Raw genomic sequence first — 26,807 nt, 5'->3', positions numbered from 1 at the left:
GTGCGTTTTGTGACCTGATTTGGGGTGGTTTGGGGAACATTCACCGCGCGAGATGGTGTTGGATCTACTCGTGAGGTTTTCCGTGGTGAGCGTCTGGCTCGTTGAGCGGCGGCACGTCGATCTGTGCCGCGTCGCCAGCGTGCTGTGTCGAGCCTCCCACCCGAACGCCGGCCTCTAGTTCTCCGGCGCGGGTTTCCGGCCCGGGCCCTCTCTCGCACCGCCCCGTCCCGTTCGCGGCGGTTCTCCTTCTGTACGGTGTGCCCGCGGCGGACCAGGTCCCCGTGACCGCGTCCGCGTGACCGAGTCCACGTGACCGGGTTCACGTGACCGGCTCACGCTGATCGAGGTCCGTGCGACCCGTTCACCTGACCGTGATCGCGTCCGCGTCGCGCCGCCGTACATCTGGCGATGGTCCGGGATTCATCCTCCCTCGACGCCATTTCCCCCTTTTCTCCTCGGAGTTCCCTCAGTGAACCTTCGCGTCTGGAAGCTGCCGTTCTGGCAGCAGGCAGTGCTCGCGCTCGTGCTCGGCGCCGGTGTCGGCGCCGTCATCCGCCCGGTCTTCGGCGACGAGGCGGCGACCGACTGGCTCAAGCCCATCGGCGACGTCTACGTCAGCCTGCTCAAGCTCGTCGTCGTCCCGCTGGTGTTCACCGCGATCGTGGTGAGCGTCGGACGGCTCCGCAACGTCGGCAACGTCGCCCGGCTCACGCTCAAGACCCTCGGCTGGTTCGTGATCACCTCGGCGATCGCGGTCGCCATCGGCCTGGCCACGGCGCTGATCCTCAAGCCCGGCACCGGCGTCGGCAAGCTCGCCGTCGAGACCACCGAGCCGGAGACCGTCACCTGGGTCCAGGTGCTCAAGAACCTGGCGCCCTCCAACATCGTCAAGGCCATGGCCGAGGGCAACGTGCTCGGCGTCGTGGTCTTCGCGGCCATCCTCGGCGCGGCCCTGGTGGCCGTCGGCGAGCGCGGCGCCCGCCTGACCGCCCTGTTCGAGGACTTCTACGCGGTCATGGGCAAGATCGTCTGGTGGGTCGTGCGGCTCACCCCGATCGGCTCGTTCTTCCTGATGGCCTGGGTCGTCGGGACGTACGGACCGGAGTCCCTGGCGCCGCTGGCCAAGTTCATCGTGGCCATCTACATCGCCGGCGCGCTGATGCTGCTGGTCGGCTACCCGGTGCTGCTGCGCGTCTTCGGCCGCGTCTCGCCGGTCAAGTTCTTCCGCAACTCCTGGCCCGCGATGCAGTTCGCGTTCGTGTCCGCCTCCAGCCTGGGCACCCTGCCGATCACCCAGCGCGTCACCGTCGAGCGCAACGGCGTGGACCGGTCGTACGCCAGCTTCGCCGTGCCGCTCGGCGCGACGATCAAGTTCGACGGCTGCGGCGCGATCTACCCGGCGGTCGCGGCGGTCTTCATCGCCCAGTACCAGGGCATCGAGCTCGGCCTCGGCCAGTACCTGCTGATCGCGCTCGCCGCCGTCATCGGCCAGCTCGGCACCGGCGGCACCCCCGGCCCGGCCATCGTGGCGCTCACGCTGACCCTGACCACGGCGGGCCTGCCGCTGGAGGCCATCGGCTACCTGATCGCGATCGACCGCGTCATCGACATGATGCGGACCATGGTCAACGTCACCGGCCAGGCGGTCGTCCCGGTCCTGGTGGCCCGCTCCGACGGCCTGCTGGACGACGCGATCTTCAACGCGCCGCCCAAGGCCCTGGACGAGGCCCCGGCCGACACCCTGGACACCCCGGCGGGGGACGCCGGCCAGGAGTCCGGGACCAAGCGCAAGGAACCCGCCCTCGCCTGACGAGGGCCCGGCGGGACCGGCCACGGCGCACGGCCTGGTCCCGCCGCACCGGAGAGCGGGAGGATCGCCCCCACGGGGCGGTCCTCCCGCTTTCTCATGCCCGGACCCCGCCGCCCCGGTCCGTGCGCTCCGGAGAAGACCCGCTCACGCCGTACGCCCAGGGGAGGGCGGGCCCAGGCCGTACGCCGAGGGAAGAGCGGTCAGTGGAGCGGCACGCCGGCGACGGGGAGGAAGGGCCGGCAGACGGCGTCGCGGGACCCGCGGGGCAGGGGACCGCGGGCGGCCAGGGCGCGCTCGACGTGGTGGAGCACGCGCGGGTCGTACATCAGGTCGAGGTGGTCGGCCAGGTCCGCCGGGCAGCCGTCCTGCAGGAGGATGTTGTCCACCGTCGCCCCGGGCCCGGCCGACAGGAACGCCAGGCGGAAGGGGTTCACGACCTCGTCGTAGCGGCTGGCGATCGCGGTGTAGTGGACGCCGGGCACGGTGTCGCCGCCCTTGTTGAGCTCGACGAGGAAGGGCGAGCCGGCGAGCTGCTGGCGGGCGGCCGTGCCCAGCGCCGCGCCCGTGGGCCGCTCCAGGCCGAGCATCTGGAACTGGTTGCCGATCCCGTTCAGCGACGTGCCGTGGTGGCTCGCGCCGAGCGAGATGAGCTGGGAGACCTTGTTGCGGGAGGGGTCGGCGGGGTTCGCGCCGCCGCCGTACCGGAGGTACCAGCGGGGCATCATGCCGCCCTGGGAGTGGCCCACCAGCGCGACCTTGCGCGCGCCCGTGGCGGTCCGCACGCGGTCCACGAACCGGCCGAGCTCGGCGGCGGAGCGGCGGATGTCGCCGGTGGCCTTGAAGACGCGGCCCCGGGGCGCGCCGTAGTTCAGCGCGAAGACGCAGTAGCCCGCGCGGCGCAGGGCCGGGGCCATGTAGCTCCACGAGTTGTAGGCGTTGGCCCAGGTCCCGTGGACGAGCACGACGGGTTCCGGGTGGCGCGGCGTCGGCCGGCAGGACCAGTCGTTCGCCCCCGCGGGCGAGCGCTCGGGGTCGGTCATCGAGAGCGCGACGGTCGCGGGGAAGTTCGCGAGCGGCTTGCCGGAGGGCGGCGGGTCCTCGGCGCGGGCCGGGCGGGCGGGGGCGAGGAGCAGGGCCCCGCAGACGGCGGCGGTGACGGCGGCGACGCCGGGGTGGGCACGCACGGGTGACCTCCGGAAGGAAGCGTGGCGGACGGTAACGGCACGGTAATGGATTGGTAACGTACCGCCATCATCCCTGATCGCGTGGGGGTTTCGACCTCGCCGACACGCGCGTTCATGGGTTGCGCATGAGGTTGAGATTACTTTCCGTTTACTATTGATGACCGTGGGTAATGGGATGGTCGCGGGGGAGGCCGGTGGTCCGGCCGTGCTCCGTCTCATCACGCCAGTCGCGCCCGAGGGGAAGGAGCAGCGCGTGACTCGTCACGAGGTCATCGGGGGAGACCGGGAAACGGCGGCGGAGCGGGCGCCGCGCGGGGCGAGACGGCTCCGCGGCCTCGCCCTGGACATCGACGGCACGCTGACGGAGGGCGACTACTACCCGCTGATCCTGCGCGCCCTCGGCATGCGGGACGAGGCGATCGCCGTCTTCTTCCGCAACCTGCGCGGCTCCGAACCGCCGGAGATGGACTACCACCGCGTCCGCGCCGACCTCATGCGGTCGTGGCCCGACCGCGAGCGCGCGACCCGCGAGCTCATGGAGGGGATCTTCCGGTACGTCCCCTTCCGGCCGGAGGCGTCCCGGCTGGTCGGGCACGCCCGCGCCCTGGGCTGGCCGATCTGCCTCATCACCGCCTCCATGGACGTCTACGCCCGCGCGATCGCCCGGCGGCTGGGCATCGGCGACTGGTACAGCGGCTGCTCGGCCCGCTTCGACGCGGACGGCCGCCTGGCCGACATCGTGTTCGAGCCGGACCCCGGCCAGGCCAAGTGCCGTCACCTGAGTGCCTTCTGCCGCCGCCGCGGCCTGACCCCCGGCGAGGTGCTCGTCGTCGGCGACTCCGAGCACGACCTCGGCCTGTTCGCCGGCACCGACAACGGGGTCCTGGTGCGCCGCCCCGGCAACGAGCCGCTGGCCACCTACGCCTGGCGCACCGTGGACCACCTCGACGAGGTCATCCCCCTGCTGCCCGGCGGCCCCGGCGGCCCCGGCAGCCCCGACATCCCTGACAGCCCCGGCGTCCCCGGCCTCCCGGACGTCCCCGATCCAGCCACCGGCCAGTGAAGGAGCCCCGTGCCCCCCAGTAGCCTCCTCCCGATGACGACGCCCGAGGCGATCCTGACCGCGTTCCAGGACCGCTTCGGCAGCCCGGCGACGATCTGCATCGTCCTGGGCTTCGACGGCGTTCCCCCCGAGCTGAAGGAGCTGCGGGAGCACGTCGGCCGGTGCTGGTCGGGCATCCCCCGGCTGCGGCTGCGCATGGCCCGGCCCGTCCGCGGCCGCCCGCCGTACGCCTGGGAGAAGGGGCCCGCGCCGGACCTCGACCGGTGCGTCGTCGAGACGCCGATCCCGGACGGCGCGACCCTGGAGGACCTGCTCGGCCGCCTGCTCTCCCAGACCCTGCCCGAGCTGCCCGGGCTGCCGCCGTGGCGGCTGCACCTCGTGCCCGCCCCGGCCGGGCACGAGTTCACGCTGATCCTCCTCGCGCACCACGCCCTGCTCGACGGCATCTCGCTCGTCACGCTGGTGCGGCAGATCTGCGACCGGCCCCCCGGCCCGCCGCGTTCCGACGTGCCCGTCCTGCCCGCCGCCGCGGCGCCCCTGGCCACGCGTGTGCGGCGGGCCGCGGCGGTGCTGGCCGAGCTGTCCGTCCCCGCCGCGCCGTACCGCTGCACCCGGCCCGTGGACGGCGACCGCGCCGTCGCCCGGTCCCGGGTGCCGCGCGAGGTGCTCGACACCGCCGCCCGCGCCCTGCCCGGGGTGAAGGCGCTGCCCAACGACGCCTACCTCGCCTGCGTGGCCGGTGCGCTGCGGCGCGTGCGCGGCGCGCTCGGCCCGCCGCACCGCGACGACCGCGTCCACTGCGCCATGCCCGCCGACATCCGGCCGCTGGACGCCCACAACACCGTGGGCAACCTGATCACGACCCTGCGCGTGCGGCTGCCGGTGGACGTGGCCGACCCGGTCGAGCGGCTGCGGGCGGTGCACGCGGCGACCACGCGCCTGAAGGAGCGTGACGCGAGCGCGGGGATGGCCGACATCCTGGCCCTGGGCGCCCGCCTGGGGCCCCGCGCGCAGCCCCTGGTCGCCGCGCGGGCCGCCGCCCCGCACCTGTGGTCCACGCTGTGCTCGCACGTCCCGGTCTCGCGGCCGATGACCATGGGCGGGGCCGTGCTCCGCGAGGTGAGCGGGTTCAGCTGCCTGACCCCGCGCATGGGCTTCCTCCAGGTCCTCATGCGCTACCGCGACGCCTACACCCTGTGCCTGACCGGCGACGGGGCCCACCGGCCGTACCTCTCGCCGCTGGCGGACGCGTTCGCCGACGAGGCCCACACGCTCGCCGCGCTCGCGCCGTCCCGGGCGTGAGGCGGCGCGCGCCCGGGACGCTCGCCGCCTTCGCCCGCTGGTCGGTCGCGCACGCGGTCCCGCTCCTGGCGGTGTCCGCCCTCGCCGGGCTCGCGCTGGGCGCGCTCAGCGCGGATCTCGACGAGCGGCTGTCCAACGGCGAGGTCACCGCGTCCGGCACCGAGTCCGGCGAGGCGGACGGCCTGCTGGCCGAGCGGTTCGGCGCCCGCCCGCCCGACCTGCTGCTGTACGCCAGGGCGCCCGGGCCCGTGGACGCCCCCGGGACGGCGCGGGCGGGCCGGGAGCTGACGCGGCGCGTCGCGGCCTGGCGCGGCGTGGACGCCGTACGGTCCTACTGGACGACGGGGCGGCCCGACCTGCGCTCGAAGGACGGGCGGGGCGCGCTGATCACCGTGGACCTGGGCGGGGACCCCGCGGCGGCCGCGCGCACGGCGGAGCGCCTGGTGCCCGCGGTGGCCCGCCGGGCCCCGCCGCTGCGGGTGAGCGCGGCCGGCCCGACCTGGGCCACCGTGCAGATCATCGAGCGCAGCCGGGACGACCAGCGGGTGGCGGAGCTCGTGGTCGCGCCGCTGACGGTGGTGATCCTGCTGATCGCGTTCCGGTCGGTGTTCGCCGCGCTGGTGCCCGCGGTGATCGGGGTGCTGGCCGTCGCCGCGACCCTGGCCGCGCTGCGGCTGCTGTCGTCGGCGATGGCGGTCCCCGCGGTCGCGCCCAACCTGACCACCGCGCTCGGGTTCGGGCTGGCGATCGACTACAGCCTGTTCCTGGTCACCCGGTTCCGGGAGGAGATCGCCCGGGGCCGGCCGGTGCCGCGCGCGGTGGAGGAGAGCATGCGCTCGGCCGGGCGCGCGGTGCTGTTCTCGGCGGCGACGGTCGCGGTGGCGCTGTCGGGGCTCCTGGTGTTCCCGGTCGAGGCGCTGCGCTCGCTGGCCTGGACCGCGATCATCCTGGTGCTGTCCGCCGCCGCCTCGGCGGTCGTGGTCGTGCCCGCGATGCTCGCCGTGATCGGGGACCGGATCGACCGGCTCGACCCCTTCGCCCGCCTGCGCCGCCCCGCGCCGCGCCCGCCGCTGGCCGTACGGCTGGCGCGGCGCGCGTTCCCGTGGCGGGTGCGCCGGGCGCGGGGCGGGTGGGCCCCGTTCCGGCTGGAGCGGGACGGCCACCGCGAGGAGAGCGCGTTCTGGCGGCGGCTGGCGACGGCGGCGACGCGGCGGCCGGTGGCGCTGGGCGGGGGCTGCGCCCTCCTGCTCGTGCTGCTGGCGGCGCCGTTCGCCCACGCGAGGTTCGGCGTCCTGGACGAGCGGGTGCTGCCGCGCGACGCCGAGGCGCACGCGACGGCGGACCGGCTGCGGCGCGACTTCGACCGGCCGGTGGACCGGGACCTCGTGGTCGTGCTCCCCGGCCGCGTCCCGCCGGAGCGGGCGGGGGAGTACGCCCGGTGGATCTCCGCCGTGCCCGACGTCCTCCTGGTCAGGACGGCGACCGGCGGATACGCCCGCGGGGAGCGGGTGGAGGCGCCCGGCCCCGCGCACGCCGCCCTCGCGGTCCGCGACGCCACCATGATCACGGTCTCGGGCGCGGCGGACCCGCAGTCCCGCCGGGCCGAACGCCTCGTCGAACGCGTCCGCGACCTGCCCGCCCCGGGCCGCCGCCTGGTCACCGGGCGCGCGGCCCAGGCCGTGGACACGCTGTCCGCCGTGGGCGACGCCCTCCCGGCGGCGCTGCTCGTCGTCGCCGGGACCACGCTGGTGATGCTGTTCCTGTTCACCGGCGGCCTGCTGGCCTCGCTGAAGGCGCTGCTCCTGGGCCTGCTGAGCCTCACCGCCGGCCTGGGCGCGGTCGTCGCGGTCTACCAGGACGGCCGGCTGTCCGCCCTCACCGGCGACGTGGCCGGCCTGCTGGAGGCCAACACCCTCCTGCTGGCCCTCACCGTCGCCTTCGGCCTGTCCATCGACTACGAGGTCTTCCTGCTGGACCGGATCAGGGAGGCGTACCTCGCCACCGGCGACCACACCGCCTCGGTCGTCGCCGGGATCGCCAGGACCGGCCGCCTGGTCACCGCAGCGGCCCTCATCGTGGCCGTGACCGTGGGGTCGCTGGTCTTCGCGAGCGTGGCGGTGCTCCAGGTCAACGGCTTCGCCCTGGCCCTGGCCGTCCTCGTGGACGCCACCGTGGTGCGCGGCCTCCTGGTCCCGGCGTTCATGCGCCTGACCGGCCCGGCCAACTGGTGGGCCCCGGCGCCCCTGGCCCGCCTCCGCCGGCGCCTCGGCCTCGCGGACCACCCACCTCCCGCCCCCGCGCGCCCCCGCCTTCCGCTGCCCCGCGCCCTCGCCCCCGCCCTCGCACGCCGGCCGGCGGCGGCCCCGGCGGGATCCGGGGGCGGTCTCCTCCGCTCCGGACGCCGGGCGTAGGTTCGAGTCATGGCTGGACGATTCAGGCGTGCCGCGATGGCGGCGGGTGCCGGGCTGGTGGCCGCGGCCGTGGTCAGGGAACTGCGCAAGCCCTCCCGGGAGCGGGAGTGGCACGGGCGGGTGGCCGGCCTGCCGTACGACTTCCGGCCGCCGACGCCCGCCAGACTGCGCCGGGCGGTGTGGAACCCGGAAGGGCCCCTGATCCAGCCGCACGCCTTCGGGATCGGCTACTCGGTCAACTTCGCCCGGCTGGCACGGCTCCCGCGCCGCCCGCGCCGGTGACCCGGTGACCCGGTGACCCGGTGACACGGCGCCCCGCCGCACGCCAGGCGCCCCGCCGTACGGCCCGGGCGGGGTCGTACGGCGGGGCGGGGGTCAGCGGGACGCCAGGGCCTCGGTGGGGGAGAGCCGGGAGGCGCGGACGGCCGGGTAGAGGCCGGCCGCGGCGCCGATGACCAGGGTGGCGCAGAGCCCGCCCGCCGTGGCCCAGGCGGGGACGACCGCGGGCCAGCCCCGGTACACCGCGTAGCCCAGCGTCACGCCGATGCCGAGGACCAGGCCGCCCGCGCCGCCGAGGGCCGACAGCAGCAGGGACTCGGCCAGGAACTGGGTGCGGATCTGCGCCCTGGTCGCGCCGAGGGCGCGGCGCAGGCCGATCTCGGGACGGCGCTCCAGCACGGAGATGACCATGGTGTTGGCCACGCCCACGCCGCCGACCAGGAGGGCCACCGCGCCCAGCCCCAGGAGGAGCCCGTTGAAGGCCTGGCTCGTGGCCTGCTTGGCGGCGAGCGCGTCGGAGGGCCGGGAGACCTCGACCTCGTTGGGCGCCTCGGGGTTGGCCGTGGCCCCGAGCACGGCGCGCACCGACTCCAGCCGCGCCTCGTCCGAGCGGGTGTAGATGGTGGTGGGGTGGCCGTCGAAGGCCAGCTCGGACTCGGCGGCGGGCCAGCCGACCAGGGCCGCGCGGTCCAGCTCCGGCGCGAGCGGCACCGGGGCGAGGACGCCCACCACCGTGAACCTCCGGCCGCCCACGACCACCTGCGCGTCCGGGCCCGCCCCGCTCACGCCCAGCCGCTCGGCGGCGCTCGCCCCCAGCACGACGGCGGGGTAGCGGGCGGTGAGGCCGTTGAGCCAGGTCCCGCCGCGCACGGTCGCGCCGACGGTGGCCGGCAGGTCCTCGCGGGCGGCGAGCACGCTGATCCCGCCGGTCTGCGCCTCCGGGATCTCCTCCGAGCGGTACACCTTCGCGTCGGGCACCTTGCCCACCGCCGAGACCGCCTTGACCGGCGGGAGCCGTTCGATCATCGCCTCGGCGTCCGTCGGCAGCTTCGCCGCCTCGCCCAGGATGGTCTGCCCCGGGCCGACGGTGAGCAGGTTCGTGCCCAGCGCCGACAGCGTGCGGTCCAGCTCGGCCCCGGACGAGGACGAGATCCCGACCACCGCGACCATCGCCGAGATGCCGATCGCGATGCCCAGCGCGGACAGGAACGCCCGCAGCGGGCGGGTCCGCAGCCCCACCGCGCCGACCCGCGCCACGTCCCGGGGCCGCAGCCGCGACGCCGAGGGCTTCGGGCGCCGGGCTTCCGGGCGCGGCGCGGGGCGCGTGCTCACGGCCATCACCCGACCCCCGCGCCGGCCGTACGGCGGGCCGCCGAGTCCTCGACCAGGCGGCCGTCGCGCATCCGCACCTGGCGGGGGAGGGCGGCGGCGATCTCCCGGTCGTGCGTGATGATCACCACGGTGGTGCCTGCGGCGTTCAGGTCGCGCAGCAGCGACATCACGCCGGAGCCGGAGACCGAGTCCAGCGCTCCGGTGGGCTCGTCGGCCAGCAGCAGCGGCGGGTCCCCGGCGACGGCCCGCGCGATCGCCACGCGCTGGCGCTCGCCGCCGGACAGCTCGTGCGGCTCGTGGTGGAGGCGGTGGCCGAGCCCGACCCGCTCCAGCGCGGCGGCGGCCAGGCGGCGGCGCTCGCCGAGGGCGGGGCCGGAGTACAGCAGCCCGTCGGCCACGTTGTCCACCGCCGACACCCCGGCCGCCAGGTGGAACTGCTGGAACACGAAGCCGATCGTCGCCGCCCGCAGCCCGGAGAGCTGGTTGTCGGACAGGTCCGAGACGTCGAACCCGTCGATGCGCACCGTGCCCGAGGTGGGCAGGTCGAGCGTGCCGACGATGTTGAGCATCGTGGACTTGCCGGAGCCCGAGGGGCCGACGATGGCGACCAGCTCGCCCCGCTCGATCTCCAGCGACACCCCGTCGAGCGCCGTCACCCCTCCGGCGTACGACTTGGTCACGTCGGTCAGTGAGATCATTTCGGCATCCCCACGGTCATGCCCTCGGCGAGCCCGTCCCCGCCGACCTCGACCCGGCCCCCGGAGAAGAGCCCGGTCCTCACCGGGACGAACCGGGACCGCCCGCCCTCGACCACCTCGACGCCGAAGCCGCCCTCCTTGAGCGCGACCAGCGCCGCGACCGGCACCGTGAGCACGTCCTCGCGCGTGGAGGCGGTGAAGGTGACCTCCACCGCCGCCGCCCCGAGCCCAGCCGCCGCCTTCTGCCGCTCGATCGAGATCAGCGCCTCGATCTTGGTCTCGGGCTCGGCGCCCTGGCCCTGGCCGGGCTCGATCACCGTGGCCACCTCGGTCACCCTGCCGTTCACGCGGGTGCCGCCGGGCAGTTCGACCGTCACCTTCGCCCCCGTCTTCGCGAGCCGCTGCTCGGTCGCGTCCAGCCGCACCGTGACCATCTTGCTCGTCCGGGTGTACGTCAGGACCTTCTGCCCCGGGCCGGTGGGCTGGCCCTCCTCGGCGTGCACGGCGTCCACGCGGACCTTGCCCGGCGCGAACACCACCCGCCCCAGCTCGACGACCCCGGTCTCGGTGAGCCCCCGGTCGTCCTGCCACTCCTCGACCGCCTCGGCCGTCTCCCAGGTGTACTCGTCGTCCACCGTGAACCCGTCGTACCCCAGCGCGCGCAGGTTCTCCTCCAGTTGCCGCACGTCCTTGCCCTCCGCCCCCGGCTTCAGGTCGCGGTAGGCGGGCATCGTGCCGTACATCAGCACCACCGGGTCGTTGTCGGCCCGGTAGAGGGACCTGCCCCGGCTGACGGTCGCCCCGCCGGCCGGCAGCCAGGTGATCGTGCCCGGCCTCCGGCCGGTCACGGTGTTGTCCGGGCCGAACCCCAGCTCGCCGTCCACGTCCAGCGTGTCCCGCAGCGTCTCGCGGGTGATCTTCGCGGTCGCGGGCGGCGCGGCGGCCGCCGGGGTGGCCCCGGGGGCGCCCCCGCCGAGCCCGTCCAGGCCGTACGCCGTCGCGGCGGCGGCCCCGGTCACCACCACGGCGGCGAGCGCCCCGGCGACCTTGCGCGCCCGGCCCCGGCGGCGGCGCGGCCGGGCGGGGGAGGCCTCCGCGCCCGGCCGTTCCTCCAGCGTCGCGGACCCCATCAGGACGCCCCCGGGGCGGGGAAGTCCCGCTGGCACTTCTTCTGCGCCTCCTGGAAGTCGGGGTCGTCGCCGACCTCGGGGCCGATCTGGATGCCGCCCGCGTCGGTCGGGTCCGGGAACTTCTCCACCCCGTTGTCCCGCATGCACTGCGACATCGCGCGCATCGCGTCCGCCCGCTTCGGGTCCTTGGCGGCGCCCTCCTTGAACGGCGCGAACCGCTTGCACGCGTCCATCGCCTTCTGGACCTTCTCCCGGGGGACGCTCCCGTCGAACCGCATCGTGAACGGCTTGCCCGGCTCGGGGTCGGGCAGTTCCACCCCGTTCTCCCGCATGCACTGGGCGTACTTGAGCCCCAGGTCGTGCTGGTCCTGCGTCGGCGTGGGCGCGGCCGCCGCCGGCTTCCCGCCGCTCCCGCCGGCGGAGGGCACGTCGCCACCCTCCCCTCCGCCGCCCCCGCAGCCGCCCAGGGCCAGCGTGAACGCCAGCGGGACCGCCGCCAGCGCGCCGAGCCGTCCCGCCCGCTTCCTCGTCGTTCTCATCGTCGTCAACCGCATCGGGCCGTCTCCCCGTCTCGTCCTCGTCGTCTCGTGCGGCGGCCACCGGGTGGCCTACCGCCCGGAACGTCATGGAACGGGTCCCCGCGTTTCCCCGGCGTTTCCATCCCGCCGCCCGGCCCGTGCCGTACCGCGGGCCGTACGGCAGGCCGCGCGCCCCCGCCGTACGGCGGGCCGGGCGGGACGGCGGCGCGGCGGGGGCCGGGTCGTCCCGCCGCGCTCGCGCGTCCTTACGCGGACCACACGGCGCATGCGTCACGATCGGCTCCGACCGAGGCGGTTCGTGGAGGTTCGCGCGGGATGCGAGTGCTGGTGGTGGAGGACGAGGCGGTGCTGGCGGGGGCCATCGCCGAGTGGCTGCGTGAGGACGCGCACGCGGTGGACGTCGCGCACGACGGGGCGGCGGCGCTGGAGCGGATCGGCGTGCACGCGTACGACGTGGTGGTGCTGGACCGGGACCTGCCCCGGGTGCACGGCGACGACGTGTGCCGGGAACTGGTGGCCTCGGAGGCGGACGCCCGGGTGCTGATGCTCACCGCCGCCGCCGGGATCGGGGACCGCGTGACCGGGCTGACGCTGGGGGCGGACGACTACCTGACCAAGCCGTTCGCGTTCCACGAGCTGGCCGCGCGGGTGACGGCGCTGGGGAGGCGGGCCAGGCCCGCGATGCCCCCGGTGCTGCGGCGGGCGGGGATCACCCTCGACCCGGCGCGGCGTGAGGTGTACCGCGACGGGAGGTACGTCCCGCTGTCGCGCAAGGAGTTCGCCGTCCTGATGGAGCTGATGCGCGCGGACGGGGCGTACGTGTCCGCCGAGACGCTGCTGGAGAAGGCGTGGGACGAGCACGCCGACCCGTTCACCGGCGCGGTCCGGCTGGCCGTGCTCAAGCTGCGCCGCAAGCTGGGCGACCCGCCGGTCGTGGAGACCGCCCCGGGCGTGGGGTACCGGATCCCGTGAGGGCGCGGACGCTGCGGGCCCGGCTGACGCTGGTGTACGGCGGGCTCTTCCTCGCCGGGAGCCTGGCCCTGCTCGGCGTCACGTACGTGCTGTTCCACCAGCAGCTCGACCAGTTCTTCGCGGGGGGCACCCCCCGGCCCGGGCGCGACGTGCTGATCAAGACGCGGGACGGGGACACGCTCACGGGGAAGGCGGCCATCCGCTGGATGGAGGAGCAGCAGGCCGGGCTGCGCGACGCGGCGACGACCTCCCTGCTCACCCAGGGCGCGATCGCGCTCGCCCTGGTCGCGGGCCTGGCCACCGGGGCCGGCTGGCTGGTCGCGGGGCGCGCGCTCGCGCCGCTGCACCGCGTCACCGAGACCGCCCGCCGCATCGCCGCCGCGCCCGACGCCGACCGCGTCCTGCACGAGCGCATCGCCCTCCCCGGCCCGCCCGACGACGTGAAGAACCTGGCCGACGCGTTCGACACCATGGTCACGCGGCTCGACCGGTCCTTCGACGGGCAGCGCCGCTTCGTCGCCAACGCCTCCCACGAGCTGCGCACCCCGCTCACGCTGACCCGCGCGCTGATCGAGATGGCCCTGCACCGGAAGGGCGCCTCCGCGGACCTGCGGCGGCTGGCCGAGGACCTCCTGCAGGTCAACGCCCGCCACGAGCGCGTCATCGCGGGCCTGCTGACCCTGGCCCGCTCCGAGCGCGAGGTCGCCGACCGGTCCCCGGTGGACCTGGCGGACCTGGTGGCGCACGTGGTCGCGCAGACGGCGGACGAGGCCGCGCGGGCGGGGGTCGCCGTGCACGAGGACGCCGGGCCCGCCCCGTCGCGGGGGGACGCGCTGCTGCTGGAGCGGCTGGTGCACAACCTGGTCGAGAACGGGGTGCGGCACAACGCCGCCGGGGGCTGGGTGCGCGTGCGCAGCCGTACGGCGGGCGGCGGCCGGGTGGAGGTCGAGGTGTCCAACACCGGGCCGGAGGTCCCCGGGCACGAGGTGCCGGGCCTGTTCGAGCCGTTCCGCAGGTACGGCGCCGACCGCGTCGTCACCGCCCCGAGCGCCGGACTGGGCCTGTCCATCGCCCGGTCCATCACCCGCGCCCACGGCGGCGACCTGCGCGCCCGTCCCCGCGAAGGCGGCGGCCTGGTGGTCACCGCGAGCCTCCCGCACGCGGACGACCCCGGTTAGCCCCGGGCGGCCCCGGGTGCCGCGGAGCCCGCCGGCGGCGGCACGGCGGGGGCGGCGCGGCGGGGGCGGGGCGGGGGCGGGGCTCACGCCGTACCGGCTCCGGACGGGTGGATGTTCCGGCGGGGGCGGGCGGACCGGCGGGTGGAAGAAGTACGGTGCGGGGCGGGGGACGGCGGAAGACGTGTCTCCGCCGGCCGGGTCGCGGCGCAAGCCGTACGCCGCGGGGGTGATCCGGCGCGCGAGCCGTACGGAAGGGAAGGGTGCCGCAAATGTGGCGGAAAGGTATGAAAGCTGGTCAGGACCGGGCAAGATCCAATGTTCGCGGTTGTTCGGTTCGGTCAAATGGGGGCGATGGCCGTACAGTCATGCACATGGCCTCGAACATCGCCGAAAGCCCCTACGCGGCGCGGCGTGCCCGTCTGGCGGCCGAGCTCTCCTTGGGCGGAGCGGACGCGATCCTCGTCATGCGCCCGGTCAACGTGCGCTACCTCACCGGCCTGGCCAGCAGCAACGCCGGCGTACTGGTGTACGACGACGGGCGCGCGGTGCTCGCCACGGACTCGCGGTACGCCGGGACGGCCCGGCAGGTCGCGGCCGACCTCCCGCTCGTCGAGGACCGCGCGGTGGCCGCGACGCTGATCGAGCGGGCGCGCAAGGGCGGCGCGGGCGGCCTGGCGTTCGAGGCGCACGCGGTGACCGTGGAACTGCACGGCGAGATGACCAGGCAGGCCGGCCCGCTCCAGCTCATCCCGCAGGTGCGCACGGTCGAGGGGCTGCGCGCCGTCAAGGACGACGCCGAGATCGAGCTGCTGCGCGCCGCCTGCGAGATCAGCGACCGGGCGCTGGAGGACACCGTCGCCCGGATCGCGCCCGGGGTGACCGAGCGGGAGATCGCGCGGCTGCTGGAGTTCCGCATGATGGAGCTGGGCGCGGAGCGGACCGCGTTCGACACCATCGTCGCCTCCGGCCCCAACGGCGCCATCCCGCACCACTCGCCGTCCGACCGGCCCGTGCGGCGCGGCGACCTGATCACCATGGACTTCGGCGCGGTCTACCGCGGTTACCACGCCGACATGACGCGGACCGTCGCGCTCGGGGAGCCCGCCGCCTGGCAGCGGGAGATCTACGAGCTGGTACGGCAGGCGCAGTCCACCGGCCGGCGCGCCGCGCACCCGGCCGCGTCCGCGCACGACGTGGACGCGGCCGCGCGCTCGGTGATCGCCGACGCGGGCTACGGCGACCACTTCGAGCACGGCCTGGGGCACGGCGTGGGCCTGGAGATCCACGAGGCTCCGTTCCTGGGCCCCCACAAGGCCGGTACACTCGAAGACCGAGTTCCGATCACCATCGAGCCCGGGGTCTATCTCCCCGGCAAGGGCGGGGTCCGCATCGAGGACACGGTGGTGGTGCGCCCCGACGGGCCGGAGCTCCTCACAAAGACGACCAAGGAGCTGCTCGTTCTCTAGCCGAGCGGCCGTACGCGGGAGACCCACGTGGCGACGACGAACGACCTCAAGAACGGCATGGTGCTGAAGCTCGACGGCGGCGAACTCTGGTCCGTCGTGGAGTTCCAGCACGTCAAGCCCGGCAAGGGCGGCGCGTTCGTCCGCACCAAGCTCAAGCACGTCCTGTCGGGCAAGGTCGTCGACAAGACCTTCAACGCCGGCGTCAAGGTCGACGTGGCCAACGTCGACAAGCGTGAGATGACCTACAGCTACCGCGACGGCGACGACTTCGTCTTCATGGACACCGAGACCTACGACATGGTCAACGTCTCCAGCAAGACCGTCGGCGACGCCGCCAACTACCTCCTGGAGAACGGCACCGCCACGGTCGCGTTCAACGAGGGCAACCCGCTCTACGTCGACCTGCCCGCGGCCGTCGAGCTCGTGATCGCCGAGACCGAGCCGGGCCTGCAGGGCGACCGCTCCACCGGCGGCACCAAGCCCGCCACGCTGGAGACCGGCGCCGAGATCAAGGTGCCGCTGTTCATCACCACCGGCGAGCGGGTCAAGGTCGACACGCGCACCGGCGATTACCTCGGCCGGGCCTGAGGTGTCGGCCCGCTCCAAGGCGCGCAAACGCGCGGTCGAGGTCCTCTACGAGGCCGAGGTCCGCGGCGAGGACCCCTCCGACATCCTCGCCGCGCGGGTCCGGCGCACCGAGGGGCCCCCGCTCAACCCCTACATCCGGGCCCTGGTCGACGGCGTGCAGGCGCACCGCGCCCGCATCGACGACCTGATCTCGACGTACGCCGAGGGCTGGACCCTCGACCGCATGCCCGTGGTCGACCGCAACATCCTGCGCGTCGGCGCCTACGAGCTGTTCTGGGGCGAGGTCCCCGAGGGCGTGGCCATCAGCGAGGCCGTCGCCCTGGCCGGGGAGCTGTCCACCGACGAGTCCGCCACGTTCGTCAACGGCCTCCTCGGCCGCTTCAAGCAGCTCAAGCCCCAGCTCACCCTCTGACCCGGGGTTCCTCCTCCCGCGCCGTCCACGCGGCCCCGCCCCCACCGCCGGGGGCGGAGAGCGCGTGGCCGGCGCGCGGCGTTTCCACCGAGGTCGGGCCGGGGCTGCCAGCGGGGTCGGGCCGGGGCTGCCAGCGGGGTCGCGCCGGGGCTGCCAGCGGGACTCCGCCGGGGGTCGCGCCGCGTTTCCGCCCGGGTTCCGCCGCGTTCGCGCCGTACGGCGGGGGGCCAGGCCGGACGGGCGCGTGGCCGGAGGGCGCCCCGCGCCCCTAAGCTGGGCGCTGCCGTGGCCGCCGGGCCGCGGTTGAGGACGGGGCGAGGAGAGGCAGTGGCTCAGGTCGGACAGCGGGCGGTACGCGACGCGGTCGTGTGGGAGGCGTTGCGGGGCGTGCTGGACGGCCGCTCCCGCGAGACCGGGCGCGACCGGCTCGACATCGTGGACGCCGGGGGAGGCACCGGCGGCTTCGCCGTGCCCCTGGCCCGGCTCGGCCACGCCGTGACCGTGGTGGACCCCAGCCCCGACTCCCTCGCCGCGCTCGAACGCCGCGCCGCCGAGGCCGGGGTCTCCGTCCACGCCATCCAGGGCGACGCCGGCGACCTGGCCGAGCTGGTCCCCGCCGAGGGCGCGGACCTGGTGCTCTGCCACAACGTGCTGGAATACGTCGAGGACCCGGCGGCGGCGCTCGGCGCGGTCCGCGGCCTGCTCAGGGAGGGCGCCGCCGTGAGCGTGCTCGTCCCCAACCAGGTCGCCGCCGTGATCAACCGGGCCGTGACCGGCCGCTTCGACGAGGCCCTGCGCGTCCTGTCCGACCCGGCCGGGCGCTGGGGCGAACGCGACCCGCTGCCCCGCCGCTTCACCGCCGACACCCTCCTCGCGATCATCACCGAGGCCGGGCTGCGCCCCGCCGAGGTCCACGGCGTCCGCGTCTTCGCCGACCTCCTCCCGAGCGGCCTCGTGGACGGCGAGCCCCGCGCCACCGACTCCCTGGTGGCCCTGGAGAGGTCCGCCGCCACCCACCCCGCCCTCCGCCAGATCGCCGCCCAGCTCCACGTCCTCGCCACCCCCTGACCCCGCCTCGGGCCGCACGGCCCGGCCTCCCGCGCGCGGGCGTCTTCGCGTGCCGCCCGCTCAGGCCGTACGGCGTGCGGGCCGCGGGGGCGCGGGGCGCGCGTGACCGTGCGGGGGATGAGGCGGGAAGAGACCAGTCTCCGTTTCGCCCTGCCTCGGCGGGAGTCGTCCGGTTATCGTCGTGATCGTGACGGAGGCGGAGGAGGAACCGCTGGCCGGGCGCTACCGACTGGCCGAGGTTCTGGGGCAGGGCGGCATGGGGCGCGTCTGGCGGGGCCGGGACGAACTCCTGCGACGCGACGTCGCGGTCAAGGAGATCCTCTTCCCGCCGGAACTGACGGCCGAGGAGCGCGACGCGTATTCCCGGCGGGCCCTCCGCGAGGCCCGCGCGGCGGCCCGGCTCAACCATCCGGGGATCGTCACCGTCCACGACGTGATCATGCGCGGTTCCTCTCCCGTCATCGTCATGGAACTCCTGCGCGGGCCCTCCCTGGCCCAGGCCATCGCCCGGGAGGGCCGCCTGCCGCCGGACCGCGTGGCCGCGATCGCCCGGATGCTGCTGGAGGCCCTGGAGCGCGCGCACGAGGCCGGGATCGTGCACCGCGACCTCAAGCCCGCCAACGTGCTGCTCGTGGACGGGCGCGCCGTGATCACCGACTTCGGGATCGCCGGCTTCACCGACGACACCACCCTGACCCTCTCGGGCGCGCTCATGGGCACCCCGGCGTTCATGGCCCCCGAACAGGTGCGCGAGCGTGACGTCGGCCCGCCCGCCGACCTGTGGTCGCTGGGCGCCACCCTGTACGCCGCGGTCGAGGGCCGCCCGCCGTACGACGCGGCCAACCCGATCGCCGCCATCGCCGCCCTGATGGGCCGCGAGCCCGACCCGCCGGTCCACGCCGGCCCCCTGGCCCCGCTCCTCCGGGGCCTCCTCCGCAAGGACCCCGGAGAACGCCTCACGGCCCGCCAGGCCCTCGCCGCCCTTCCCGCGATCACCCCGCCCCGGCCGGACGCCGCCGAGGGGACCGCCCCCGCCGGGACCGCCCCCATGCCCTCCACCCGGCCCGCCCCGGCCCCCACCGCGCCCGTCACCCGCGCCGCCCCGATCGCCGCCCGCCCCGCTCCGGACGCCTCCGTCCCCGGCGCGCCCGCCGCGACCACGCCCACCGCCCCGGACGCCACGCCCACGGCGTCCGCCGGACCCGCCGTCCCCGCGGAATCCGCCGGGGGCGAGGCGGACGCCGCTCCGGCCGTACCGCGTGCGGGCGGAGGCCCTGCCGGGTCCAGGGACGTCGAGGGCGGCCGGTCCGGCGGCGCTCCCGGGCCGGCGCCCCCCGGCGCGCCCTCAGCCGGCGCGCCCGCCGGCGGTTCCGGCGGGCGGCCGGGCCCCGCGCCCACGGTCGTCGCCGAGCCGACGGCGCACGTCACCAAGGCCCTCCCGGAAGAGGAGGAGCGGCGGTCCCGACGCGGGGTGCTGATCGCCGGGGGACTGGCGGCGCTGGCGGCGGTGGGGGTCCCGGTGGGGATCTTCCTGCGCCGCGAGCCCGGCGGAGGCGGCGGGAGCGCGGCCTCGCCGTCGCCGGGCCGGTCCTCCTCGCCCCGGCCCCGGACCTGGACGCTCACGGGTACGGCCGACGCCCACGACGGGCAGGTGCGGGCGCTGGCGGTCGCGGCGGACGGCTCCACGGTCGCGACCGGCGGCGACGATCGCACGGTTCGGCTGTGGGACGGGGTGAGGGACGGGAGCCCGCCCGTGGCCGTCCTCCCCGGGCACTCCGGAGCCGTCGTCGCCGTGGCGTTCGGCGGGGGCGGCAAGATCCTGGCCTCGGCCGACAGCCGGGGCGACATCCGCCTGTGGGAGACCCCGGCGGGGCGCTCCCTCGGGGTCGTCCAGGGCGCGCGCGTGCGCGCGGTGGCCGTGAACGCCTACGGCGGCGTCGTGGCCGCGGGCCGCGAGGACGGGACCGTGAGCCTGTGGGACGTGCGGACCCACGAGCGGATCGCCGACCTCCGGGGACACCGGGGCGCGGTCCGCGCGGTGGCGTTCGACCGGTCCTCCTCCGTGCTCGTGGCCGCGAGCGACGACGGGACCGTGCGGTTCTGGAACGTGGAGGACACCCGCGAGGGCTTCGAGCGGCGCCCGGACCTCGCCCGCCGGAGCAGTCACCGCACCCTGACCGGGGGCGGCGGGGCGGCCCTGGCGCTGGCGGTGTCGGAGGATCACGTGGCCGCCGGATGGGCGGACGGGTCGGTGCGGGTGTGGGACCGGAACGGCGCGCCGGTCAGCGAGGGCAGGGAGCACGGCCGGCCCGTGCGGGCCCTGGCGTGGGGCAACGGCCTGGCCGCCGCCGCGGAGGGGGAGAAGGTCGTCCGGTTCCGGGGCACGGACTCCCAGGGGGCCGCCTACGCCCCGGTCACGAACCCGTCGCCGGTCACGTCCCTGGCGTTCGGGCAGCTCGGCCGTACCCTGATCGCGGGCGGCGCGGACGGGAAGGTCCGGGAGTGGACCATCTCCTGAGCATCGAACGCGTGTTCTAGACTGGGGGCATGTCGCGGAAGCAGCAGGTGCCACGGCTCGGCCCCGCCGGGGGGCGGCCGGCCGACGACACCGGGTGCCACATCCTGCACGTCGACATGGACGCGTTCTTCGCGAGCGTGGAGCTGCTGGAGCGCCCCGAGCTGAAGGGGCGGCCCGTGATCATCGGGTCCCCGGGCGTGCGCGGGGTGGTGCTGAGCGCGACCTACGAGGCCCGGGCCTACGGCGTGCACTCGGCGATGCCGATGACCAGGGCGCGTCGGATGTGCCCTCATGCGGTGATAATTCCCCCGAGTCATGGCAAATACGGAGAGATCTCCAAAGGCGTGATGGAGATTTTCCGGTCCATCACGCCGGAGGTGGAGCCGCTCTCCACCGACGAGGCGTTCCTCGACGTGGGGGGCGCGCGGCGGCGGCTGGGCTCCCCGGCCCGGATCGGGGCGCTCATCCGGGCGCAGGTGGCAGAGAGGTTCGGCATCACGTGCTCGGTGGGGGTGGCGAGCAGCAAGTTCGTCGCCAAGCTGGCCTCGGGGCAGGCCAAGCCCGACGGCATGCTCGTGGTCCCCGCGGACGGCGTCGTGGACTTCCTCCACCCGCTGCCCGTCGCGGCGCTGTGGGGCGTGGGAGAGCGCACCGAGGAGGCCCTGCGCCGCCTCGGCATCAAGACCGTGGGCGACCTGGCCCGCATCCCGCCCACCACGCTCCAGCGCGAGCTGGGCGTCGCCGTGGGCAGCCACCTGGCCGCGCTCGCCTGGGGGAGGGACGAGCGGCCCGTCACGCCGCACCAGCCGGACAAGAGCATCGGGGCCGAGGAGACGTTCTCCTACGACGTGGACGACCCCGAGGCGATCCGCCGCGAGCTGCTGCGGCTTTCCGAGCGCGTGGCCGCCCGCATGCGCGCCGCGGGCCATGTCGGCCGGACCGTAAGTGTGAAGTTGCGACGATCCGATTTCTCCACCATCAATCGATCGCGTACGCTTCGGGAACCGACAGACATCGCCAAGGAGATCTACTCTGCCGCCTGCGCCCTGTACGAAGCCGCCGGTCTCGAGCGCGTGCGCCTGCGCCTCGTCGGCGTCCGCGTGGAGAACCTCGTCCCCGCCGAGCACTCCGCCCGCCAGCTCGCGCTGGGCGAGCGGGAGGCCGGCTGGCGCGAGGCCGAACTCGCCGTCGACCAGGCCGTCCGCCGCTTCGGCGCGGGCATCGTACGGCCGGCGGCGCTCGTCCGTCGCGAGGGTGACGACGAACCACGGCTGGGGCGGGGATGACTTCTAGGTTGCGGGGGCTTGGACCGGTGTCGGCCGGTTGTCAGAGGTTTTCTTTCGCGGGTGTCTACGGGCCCGTATTCTGGGGATTAACCGACCGCGAGGTTCGGACGCACCCTGTCCGTCACCGTGTTCCCCGTCCAGGGGCCGTCCTTGGGAGGCGCCGTGCCGCTGTCTGAGCACGAGCAGCGTCTGCTCGAACAGATCGAGCAGGCCCTCTATGCCGAGGACCCGAAGTTCGCCAACGCGGTTCGGGTGACCGACCCGCACCACCACTACAAGCGCCGGCTCGTGAAGGCGTCGATCGGCTTCGTGCTGGGCGTTGTGATTCTTATGGTGGGCGTCGTCGTGCAGAACATCCCGCTCGGCGTCGGCGGCTTCGTGGTCATGCTGGTGTGCTGTCTGTGGGGCCTGTCCAGCTGGAAGCGCATGAACGGCCTCGGGGCCGACGCGGCGGACCAGCCGCGCCAGCCCGGCGGTCGCCAGCGCGCCCAGCGCCCAGGCTTCATGGAACGCATGGAGGAGCGCTGGCGGCGCCGCCACGAGGAGCGCTGACCGCCATCTGTGATCCGGCGGACCGTCTCCCCGGAGACGATCTCCGCCGGACCGCGCTCTTCCGCGCCTAACCCCGCGGCCACTCTCCCATATCCCCCCAAACCGAGCGCGCCCCCCGCGCGGCGGCCCCCGGGCCTCCCTCCCGTACGGCGGGCGCGAGCGTCGTCACCCGCCGGGGTCCCGGAACGATCCCCGGCCCGCGAACCACCCCGAAGGCCCCCGCCCTCTCACAAAGAGAGAAGGCGGGGGCCTTCGGCCGTACGGCGGCCATCGGTCCCACCTGGCGGCGGCGAGACGGCGGACGCGCCAGCCCCCCTCGCCGTGACCCTGCGGTTTCGCGCACATGATGTGCTCGAAACCGCATGATCACCGCGAAGAGGGGTCAGGTGCGGCGGGGACGGATGCGGATGTTGTCGAGGCGGTCGAAGGCGTCCAGGAGATAGGTGCCCAGGCCCCGGAGACGGCGCAGGGTCGAGGCGGGGGCGGCGAACGCCCGCGCCCGGCGCCAGCGGGTCGCCGCCGCGAGAAGCGCGGCGCGGACCAGCGGGAGGTCGCCCGGGGCCACGCGCTGCGGGATCCCCGCGCGGGCGTAGCGCAGGCGCTCCTCCGCCTCGGCGAGGCGGCGCAGGGCGTCCGCCGCGTCCGAGTCCAGGCCCAGGGCCTCCGTCAGCCGGCGGGCCAGGGCGCGCGGGCTCTCGTTGGGCTCCCGCGCGATCCCCAGGTCCTCCAGCGTGTCCCGCAGCTCGTCCCAGGCCGCGTGCACCGTCCCGGCGAGCCTGCGGCGCTGCCGTACGGCCAGCCGGAACGGGATGGGCAGGGCCGCGACCAGCAGCACCGCGAGCAGGCCGAGGCCGACCTGGGCCGCGACCGGCAGCCCCTCCTCCTGGAGGGCGTCCTGGCCGAGCAGGCCGTCGCCGCGGTCGTCGCGGCCCCGGCGCGCGTCCGGGTCGTTGTCGCCCCGGGGGACGCCGGGCGTCGCGGGGGCGGCGCTCGCCGTGTCCTCCGGCGTGGTGGGGGAGGAGGTCGCGTCGCCGGTCGGCGTGACCGGCAGGGAGTGGTCCGGCGGGCTCGCCGTGCCCTGGCCGGTGGCGCCGCTCGGGGTCGGCTCGAAACGCAGCCAGCCGATGCCGTCGAAGTACAGCTCCGGCCACGCGTGCGCGTCGTGCGTCCGCACCTCGAACACGCCCCCGGCGAGCGAGCCGCCGGTGTAGCCCACCGCCACCCGGCTGGGGATGTGCAGCAGCCGCGCCATCAGCGCGAACGCCGATGCGAACTGCTCGCAGTACCCCGTGCGGCTGCGCATCACGAACTCCTCCAGCGCCGAGGCGTTGTGCCCCTCCGGCACCTGGAGGCTGTAGGTGAAGCCGCCGGAGCCCGTGAAGAACCGCTGGAGCGCCATCGCCTGCTCGTACGGCGTCTCCGCGTCGGCGACCACCCTCCTGGTGAGCGCGCGGAACTCCTCCGACACCTCCGGGGTGAAGGAGTACCTGCGCTGCACGTCGCGCGGGGGCCGCCCGACGGCGCGGAGCTGCTCGGCGGTCGGCTTCACGTCCAGGCTCTCCACCTGGTACGTCATCCCGCCGGCCTCCGCGCGCGAGGACCACACCACCAGCGTCCGGGGGTCGGCGCGCCAGTCCCCGTCCGCGCGCACCCGGCGCGGAGGGTACGGCAGGGGCAGGAACCGCAGCTCGGGCACCTGGTCCGCGACCTTCACCTCGGTGGTCACGGGGGTGACCGGGACCTGCGTGCTCAGGCCCTCGGGCTCCGGCACGTCGGAGTCGGCGACCCGGTGCTCGGCGCGGCCGTCGGCGGGCGTCATCGTCCAGTTCACCCCGTCGAACTTGTCGAGGGAGTGCATGCGCAGGTAGCGGGGCTTGTTGTCGCTGGACTTGTACGTCAGGACCGTGGCGCTCGCCGGGAGCGTGAGCGTGCCGCGCAGCCCCACGATCGGGTTGGGGATAGTGATCGTGTTCCCGCCGGGCCCGGAGCCGCCGACGCCGAAGCCGAACAGCGGGCTCGGCTCCAGCGCGGGCGTGAGGAACGGCACCGCCAGCGACAGGCCGACGGCGGCGAACCCGATGCGCTTGCCCGCGACCCCGAGCGGCGTGGAGTCGGCCCGCTCGGCGCGGTGGGTCCGGTGCAGCAGCACCGGCCGGCCCCACTGCCCCAGGCGTTCGCGCCCGTCGGCGATCAGCAGGGCGATGAACCCCGCCGCGCCGAACACGAACACCGGCCACGGCACCGCGTCCGGCAGGACCGCCGCCGGCACGGTGAACAGCGCCAGCAGCGGCAGCCCGGCCAGCGCGGCCCGGCGCAGCCGTACGGCGCACATGTCCACGAGCAGCGCGATCAGGCCCACGCCCGCCGCGGCGATCAGCACCACGCCGGTCTTCTCCGGCACCGGCGCGGCGAACCGCTGGATGTCCTGGAACCCGGCCGCCGCTATGCGGGCGAGCGCGCGCAGCGACGACGGCGTGGGCACGAACACCAGGAAGGCGTGCTTGGCCGTGAACGAGGCGGTCAGGTAGAGGAGCAGCCCCGCGACCCCGGCGATCGGCGCGAACGGCGCGGCCACGGGCGCGCGGGCGGTCAGCGTGGCGGCCGCGATCACCGCGACGATCGCGCCGAGCGCGGACCACAGCCAGTTCCACCCGTCGAACAGGGGATACAACGAGAGCGCGACCGCCGCCGTCGCCACCCCGGCCGTGATCGGCAACCTCATCGCGCGCTCCCCAGATCGGTGTACGGCGAGCCGCCCGCCAGCGGGGACCCGGACGGGGCGGAGGAGACGCGCCCGTCACCGCCCGCCGCGGCCCACACCGACGCCAGCGGCACGCCGGCGGACAGTTCCACCACGCGCCACCCGGCGTCCCGCAGCACGGTCGCCGCGATCTCGTGCGACCCGTGCTGCCCGGCGCGGTCGGACCAGGTGAGCACGTCCAGCAGCACCGCGACGCCGGTGATCGTCCCGTGCCGGACCCGGGCCAGCGCCCGCGCCTCCTCGGCGCCGAGCTGCCCGAGCACCGCCACGATCAGCCCGTCGCCGCCGCCCTGCCGCAGCGCGGCGATCCCGGCCGACAGGTCCCGGTTGCCGGAGGCCCGCGCCACGGCGAGCGTGTCCAGCAGCGCCCCGCCCGGCTGGGTGTCCGGCAGGTGCACCCCCCCGGCGTCGGTGACGAACCGCATGCCCATGCTCTCCCGCGACAGGTGGACCCCGATCGAGGCCGCCGCCGAGACGGCCACCTCGAACGACGAGCCCGGGCCCTCGCCCCGGTGCGCGTGCCGGCGCGTGTCCAGCAGCAGCGCGCCCCGGCTCTGCCACTGCTGCTCCTCGCGGCGCACCATCAGCTCGCCGTGCCGCGCCGTGGACCGCCAGTGCACCCGCCGCAGGTCGTCGCCCTGCCGGTACTCCCGGGGCGCCACGTCGTCATCCCCGGCCGCGGCCACGCTGCGGGTACGGCTCTCGCCGCCGCCGGTCCACTCCCCGCTGAGCCGTACGTGCGGCAGCGGGACGACCTCCGGCGTGACGATCAGGTCGTCGGTCACGCTGAACGACCGCACCAGCTCGACCAGCCCGAACGGGTCCGCGATGCGCACGGTCAGCGGGCCGATCCGGAACCGGCCGCGCACGTCCGACCGGACCCGGTAGGAGATCTCGCGCGTGCCCAGCGGCTCGATCCGGTCGAGCACGAACCGGGGGCGGCCGCCCAGGGCGTACGGGATCTGGTCCTCGATGAGCAGCAGGCCGGTGGGCAGCCGCGTCACGTTGTCCAGCCGCAGCGTCACCGTCGTCTCCGTGCCGACCGGGGTGCGCGCGGGCTCCAGCCGCCGCCCGCAGCCCAGCCGGTAGCGCGTGCGCACCACGGTCAGGGCCGCGAGCAGCGGGAGGGCGACGATGAGCACGGCGATGCGCAGCAGGTCCTGCTCGCCCAGGATGAACGCGGAGGCCAGGGCGGCGACGCCGGCCGCCAGGAACGAGCGGCCCCGGACGGTCAGGGCGCCGAGCCCGGCCTTCATGACCGCTCGGGCACCGGGACGCGGCGCACCAGGTCGACGACGACCTGCTCGGGGTGCCGCCGCCCGGCCTGCGCCTCGGAGCTGGGCAGCAGGCGGTGGGCCAGCACGGGCACCGCGAGGTCCTGGAGGTCGTCGGGGATGACGTAGTCGCGCCCGGACAGCGCCGCGTGCGCCCGCGCGGCGCGCACGAGGTGCAGCGTGGCTCGCGGGGAGGCGCCCAGCCGCAGCTCGGGCGTCTGCCGCGTCGCGGTGACCAGGTCGATGGCGTACCGGCGGATGCCCGGCGCGACGTACACCCCGCGCACGGCCTCGATCAGCCGGTAGACCTCGGCGGAGGTGGCGACCGGCTGGAGCTTGTCCAGGGGGGAGGAGGAGCCGTGGACGTCGAGCATCTCCAGCTCGGCGGCCGGCTCGGGGTACCCCATCGCGATGCGGGCGGTGAAGCGGTCCCGCTGCGCCTCCGGCAGCGGGTACGTCCCCTCCATCTCGATGGGGTTCTGGGTCGCGATGACCATGAAGGGGGCTTCCAGCTCGTAGGTCACGCCGTCCACGGTGACCTGGTGCTCTTCCATGCACTCCAGCAGCGCCGACTGGGTCTTGGGGGAGGCCCGGTTGATCTCGTCGCCCACCACGATGTTCGCGAACACCGGGCCGGGCTTGAACTCGAACTCCCGGAGCTGCTGGTTGTAGGCGCTCACTCCGGTGATGTCGCTGGGCAGCAGGTCGGGCGTGAACTGGATGCGCCGCACGGGGCAGTCGATGGCACGTGCCAGCGCCTTGGCCAGCATCGTCTTGCCGACCCCGGGCACGTCCTCGATCAACAGGTGCCCCTCGGCCAGCAGCACCGTCAGCGTGAGCCGTACGGCCGCGCTCTTGCCCTCGATCACCGACTCGATCGCGTCGTGGATGCGCCGTGCCGTGTCCGCGAGCTCGTCCAGCGGGCCGCCCAGGCCCGGCGCGCTTATGGGGGCATTCAGATGCGCCGGGGCGTTCAGGTGAGGC

At 75.3% G+C, this 26,807-nt stretch carries 23 protein-coding genes; 15 read left to right on the top strand and 8 right to left on the bottom strand.

Going from position 1 to position 26,807, the window contains the following annotated elements; all coding sequences use genetic code 11:
• Window positions 1–52 precede the first annotated feature (52 nt).
• Together D5H75_RS44625 and D5H75_RS19590 are read left to right on the top strand one after the other, a co-directional pair.
• Window positions 53–178: a putative leader peptide gene (locus D5H75_RS44625; protein WP_422674039.1), complete on the top strand. Its 126-nt coding sequence runs from the start codon at window positions 53–55 to the stop codon at window positions 176–178.
• 291 nt (window positions 179–469) lie between these two features.
• The gene (locus D5H75_RS19590; RefSeq protein ID WP_119927948.1) at window positions 470–1,810 is read left to right on the top strand and encodes a dicarboxylate/amino acid:cation symporter; all 1,341 of its coding nucleotides are present in this window, start codon (window positions 470–472) and stop codon (window positions 1,808–1,810) included.
• A 200-nt stretch (window positions 1,811–2,010) separates the two neighbouring features.
• Here the strand turns inward: D5H75_RS19590 and D5H75_RS19585 are convergent, their stop codons facing one another.
• Window positions 2,011–2,994, bottom strand: a complete 984-nt coding sequence (locus D5H75_RS19585) for an esterase/lipase family protein (RefSeq protein WP_202638320.1) — start codon at window positions 2,992–2,994, stop codon at window positions 2,011–2,013.
• Between the two features lie 253 nt (window positions 2,995–3,247).
• Here D5H75_RS19585 and D5H75_RS19580 point away from each other — a divergent pair, with 253 nt between their 5' ends.
• From D5H75_RS19580 to D5H75_RS19565, 4 genes are read left to right on the top strand one after another with little or no spacing between them, the layout of a single operon-like run.
• Window positions 3,248–4,057, top strand: coding sequence for an HAD family hydrolase (locus tag D5H75_RS19580; protein WP_202638319.1), 810 nt, complete (start codon window positions 3,248–3,250; stop codon window positions 4,055–4,057).
• Between the two features lie 33 nt (window positions 4,058–4,090).
• Window positions 4,091–5,359, top strand: a complete 1,269-nt coding sequence (locus D5H75_RS19575) for a WS/DGAT domain-containing protein (RefSeq protein WP_119927945.1) — start codon at window positions 4,091–4,093, stop codon at window positions 5,357–5,359.
• Window positions 5,356–7,770 carry an MMPL family transporter gene (locus D5H75_RS19570; RefSeq protein WP_202638318.1) on the top strand — a complete coding sequence of 805 codons (2,415 nt, stop codon included), beginning with the start codon at window positions 5,356–5,358 and terminating at the stop codon, window positions 7,768–7,770. The genes D5H75_RS19575 and D5H75_RS19570 overlap by 4 nt, the downstream gene beginning before the upstream one ends.
• Window positions 7,771–7,779: 9 nt before the next feature.
• Window positions 7,780–8,052, top strand: coding sequence for a hypothetical protein (locus tag D5H75_RS19565; protein WP_119927943.1), 273 nt, complete (start codon window positions 7,780–7,782; stop codon window positions 8,050–8,052).
• A 93-nt stretch (window positions 8,053–8,145) separates the two neighbouring features.
• Here D5H75_RS19565 and D5H75_RS19560 read toward each other — a convergent pair whose 3' ends face one another.
• From D5H75_RS19560 to D5H75_RS19545, 4 genes are read right to left on the bottom strand one after another with little or no spacing between them, the layout of a single operon-like run.
• Entirely contained in the window at window positions 8,146–9,387 is a 1,242-nt protein-coding gene (locus D5H75_RS19560; protein ID WP_119928146.1) for an ABC transporter permease, read from the bottom strand.
• Entirely contained in the window at window positions 9,387–10,079 is a 693-nt protein-coding gene (locus tag D5H75_RS19555) for an ABC transporter ATP-binding protein (RefSeq protein WP_119927942.1), read from the bottom strand. Before D5H75_RS19555 ends, D5H75_RS19560 begins: the two co-directional genes overlap by 1 nt.
• Window positions 10,076–11,209, bottom strand: coding sequence for an efflux RND transporter periplasmic adaptor subunit (locus D5H75_RS19550; protein WP_119927941.1), 1,134 nt, complete (start codon window positions 11,207–11,209; stop codon window positions 10,076–10,078). The genes D5H75_RS19555 and D5H75_RS19550 overlap by 4 nt, the downstream gene beginning before the upstream one ends.
• Window positions 11,209–11,748 (bottom strand): hypothetical protein, encoded by a 540-nt coding sequence (locus D5H75_RS19545; RefSeq protein ID WP_119928145.1) that lies wholly within the window; start codon window positions 11,746–11,748, stop codon window positions 11,209–11,211. Before D5H75_RS19545 ends, D5H75_RS19550 begins: the two co-directional genes overlap by 1 nt.
• Before the next feature lie 315 nt (window positions 11,749–12,063).
• Between D5H75_RS19545 and D5H75_RS19540 the strand changes: the two genes are divergently transcribed.
• The 9 genes from D5H75_RS19540 (at window position 12,064) to D5H75_RS19500 (ending at window position 21,788) form a co-directional block, all read left to right on the top strand.
• On the top strand, window positions 12,064–12,720 hold the full coding sequence (locus D5H75_RS19540; protein WP_119927940.1) for a response regulator transcription factor: 657 nt from the start codon (window positions 12,064–12,066) through the stop codon (window positions 12,718–12,720).
• Window positions 12,717–13,898, top strand: a complete 1,182-nt coding sequence (locus D5H75_RS19535) for a sensor histidine kinase (RefSeq protein ID WP_119927939.1) — start codon at window positions 12,717–12,719, stop codon at window positions 13,896–13,898. Before D5H75_RS19540 ends, D5H75_RS19535 begins: the two co-directional genes overlap by 4 nt.
• A gap of 371 nt (window positions 13,899–14,269) precedes the next feature.
• The gene (locus D5H75_RS19530) at window positions 14,270–15,364 is read left to right on the top strand and encodes a M24 family metallopeptidase (RefSeq protein ID WP_119928144.1); all 1,095 of its coding nucleotides are present in this window, start codon (window positions 14,270–14,272) and stop codon (window positions 15,362–15,364) included.
• A 27-nt stretch (window positions 15,365–15,391) separates the two neighbouring features.
• Window positions 15,392–15,952, top strand: a complete 561-nt coding sequence (efp, locus tag D5H75_RS19525) for an elongation factor P (RefSeq protein ID WP_119927938.1) — start codon at window positions 15,392–15,394, stop codon at window positions 15,950–15,952.
• Window position 15,953: 1 nt separating this feature from the next.
• Window positions 15,954–16,364, top strand: coding sequence for a transcription antitermination factor NusB (gene nusB / locus D5H75_RS19520; protein WP_119927937.1), 411 nt, complete (start codon window positions 15,954–15,956; stop codon window positions 16,362–16,364).
• Between the two features lie 327 nt (window positions 16,365–16,691).
• The gene (locus tag D5H75_RS19515; RefSeq protein ID WP_202638317.1) at window positions 16,692–17,432 is read left to right on the top strand and encodes a class I SAM-dependent methyltransferase; all 741 of its coding nucleotides are present in this window, start codon (window positions 16,692–16,694) and stop codon (window positions 17,430–17,432) included.
• Between the two features lie 187 nt (window positions 17,433–17,619).
• Window positions 17,620–19,950: a WD40 repeat domain-containing serine/threonine protein kinase gene (locus D5H75_RS19510; RefSeq protein ID WP_147425220.1), complete on the top strand. Its 2,331-nt coding sequence runs from the start codon at window positions 17,620–17,622 to the stop codon at window positions 19,948–19,950.
• Between the two features lie 29 nt (window positions 19,951–19,979).
• On the top strand, window positions 19,980–21,236 hold the full coding sequence (locus D5H75_RS19505) for a DNA polymerase IV (protein ID WP_119927934.1): 1,257 nt from the start codon (window positions 19,980–19,982) through the stop codon (window positions 21,234–21,236).
• Between the two features lie 162 nt (window positions 21,237–21,398).
• Window positions 21,399–21,788, top strand: coding sequence for a DUF3040 domain-containing protein (locus tag D5H75_RS19500; protein ID WP_119927933.1), 390 nt, complete (start codon window positions 21,399–21,401; stop codon window positions 21,786–21,788).
• A 382-nt stretch (window positions 21,789–22,170) separates the two neighbouring features.
• Here D5H75_RS19500 and D5H75_RS19495 read toward each other — a convergent pair whose 3' ends face one another.
• The 3 genes from D5H75_RS19495 to D5H75_RS19485 are packed head-to-tail and all read right to left on the bottom strand — an operon-like array spanning window position 22,171 to window position 26,770.
• A complete protein-coding gene (locus D5H75_RS19495; protein WP_119927932.1) occupies window positions 22,171–24,510 on the bottom strand; it encodes a transglutaminase TgpA family protein in 2,340 nt (779 codons plus the stop codon).
• On the bottom strand, window positions 24,507–25,805 hold the full coding sequence (locus D5H75_RS19490) for a DUF58 domain-containing protein (protein ID WP_119927931.1): 1,299 nt from the start codon (window positions 25,803–25,805) through the stop codon (window positions 24,507–24,509). The genes D5H75_RS19495 and D5H75_RS19490 overlap by 4 nt, the downstream gene beginning before the upstream one ends.
• On the bottom strand, window positions 25,802–26,770 hold the full coding sequence (locus tag D5H75_RS19485) for an AAA family ATPase (protein WP_119928143.1): 969 nt from the start codon (window positions 26,768–26,770) through the stop codon (window positions 25,802–25,804). The genes D5H75_RS19490 and D5H75_RS19485 overlap by 4 nt, the downstream gene beginning before the upstream one ends.
• Between the last annotated feature and the right edge of the window lie 37 nt (window positions 26,771–26,807).

Origin of the sequence: Bailinhaonella thermotolerans (genome assembly GCF_003594875.1) — a bacterium.
In the GTDB taxonomy this organism is placed as follows: Bacteria; Actinomycetota; Actinomycetes; order Streptosporangiales; family Streptosporangiaceae; genus Bailinhaonella; species Bailinhaonella thermotolerans.
The sequence above is the reverse complement of the archived record's forward strand: the minus strand, read 5'-3'. Positions and strand labels throughout refer to the sequence as shown.